This is a genomic window from Paraburkholderia sp. CNPSo 3076 (assembly GCF_026343935.1).
Classification (GTDB): Bacteria; Pseudomonadota; Gammaproteobacteria; order Burkholderiales; family Burkholderiaceae; genus Paraburkholderia; species Paraburkholderia nodosa.
Genome location: NZ_JAPMAL010000127.1, coordinates 1 through 870, shown reverse-complemented (window position 1 = coordinate 870; position 870 = coordinate 1). Strand labels below are relative to the sequence as shown.

Below are 870 nucleotides of genomic sequence, written 5' to 3'. Positions count from 1 at the left end.
GGAGGGGGCGGTCTGGGCGATCTGCTCGGCCTCGTCGAACACGCGATCCTTGCGTTTCTCGCTCTGCGGTGCGAAGCGCTCTGCCTGCAGCAGCCGGATCTGTTCCTCGAGCTGCTCGATGCGCTGGTTCAGCTCCTCGATCTGTGCGTCGCGCTGGGCAATATCCTGCGTCGCGCGCTCTTCGAGATCGCGGATATAGCCCTTGACGACCTTGGGTATGTGCTTGAGATCAGGAGGATTCATGCGCTCCAGGATAGCGGAGCGCGGCGCGCCGTAGGTTTACGTCAATTTGTAAAAGTCGCAGCCGCCGTTGTTTACGCGCGACGTGCCTTGCCGGGCGGGCTAGCTGGCGTGCTGGTAACGACGCACCGGGTGGCGGCGAAGCGCGTCGATGTCGATGCCGTCGAGCAACCAGTGAAGCTGCTGCGTTGTCAGCTCGATCACCTCCTGATGCCGCCTGGGCCACACGAAATGGTCTTCTTCAAGCCGGCGCAACATCAGCCAGAAACCGGTGCGCTCGTACAGCAGGAGCTTGACGCGATCGCGTTTGCGGTTGTGGAACGCATACACGGCACGGGCGAGCGGGTCCAGCTGCATTGACTCCGCGACCAGGGCAGCAAGGGTATTGATGCCGGCGCGGAAGTCAATCGGCTCGCGGTACAGGTAGACTTTCAGGTCGTCGTCGAAGCGGAACATCAGCTCCCCCTCAACGCGTCAATCATCGTCTTGAGCAGCGCGCAATCCTGCCCGGTGCACTCGAGTTCAAGGCTCACCCCGTTGGGCAGCTGCGCCACCAGGCGCGAGGGCAGCGGTGATCGCTGTGGCGCGTGGCTCCGCATCGGCGCCGCCGGTGCATCAGGTTCTGGCTGC

The 870-nt window shown here is 63.4% G+C and carries 1 protein-coding gene and 1 pseudogene; both read right to left on the bottom strand.

Annotated elements, in window-relative coordinates; all coding sequences use genetic code 11:
• Window positions 1-243: pseudogene (locus M3A49_RS42340) on the bottom strand (IS66 family transposase); the annotation flags it as partial.
• A 99-nt stretch (window positions 244-342) separates the two neighbouring features.
• A complete protein-coding gene (gene tnpB / locus M3A49_RS42335) occupies window positions 343-696 on the bottom strand; it encodes an IS66 family insertion sequence element accessory protein TnpB (protein WP_133188200.1) in 354 nt (117 codons plus the stop codon).
• Between the last annotated feature and the right edge of the window lie 174 nt (window positions 697-870).

Coding starts and splice junctions, on each gene's coding strand:
- tnpB (WP_133188200.1), bottom strand. CDS start 696: ATGTTCCGCTTCGACGACGACCTGAAAGTCTACCTGTACCGCGAGCCG.